Source organism: Priestia sp. SIMBA_032 (genome assembly GCF_046535215.1).
GTDB lineage: Bacteria > Bacillota > Bacilli > Bacillales > Bacillaceae_H > Priestia > Priestia aryabhattai.
The window spans coordinates 1-258 of record NZ_JAWRXD010001016.1 but is presented as its reverse complement, the minus strand read 5'-3'; the positions used below and the strand labels follow the sequence as shown (position 1 = coordinate 258).

At 65.1% G+C, this 258-nt stretch carries 1 protein-coding gene; it reads right to left on the bottom strand.

Annotation, left to right across the window (positions count from 1 at the left end; translation table 11 throughout):
* Window positions 1–258 (bottom strand): hypothetical protein (locus tag SB717_RS37415; RefSeq protein WP_410908182.1); only part of this gene is annotated, 258 nt, incomplete at both ends.

Below are 258 nucleotides of genomic sequence, written 5' to 3'. Positions count from 1 at the left end.
AGTGCGTCCTCGGCCGAAAGCCACAGCCTGGCATCCTTCGTCTGGTCTGGGAAAGTCACCACTGCGCCGGTGACGCCACGTATGAATCCATGGACGACCGGGCGCAATAGCGGGCGGCCTTCCTGGCGGGCTGCTGCCCCCAGTGCCAGCCACACCAGGATCTCCTCTTGCGAGATCACTCGACCTAAGGTCGACGTTAGCTCTGCCAGCAGGTCCTCCAACCGGCGCGGCCGGCGCAGTGCTTCCGCAAGCTGGTAC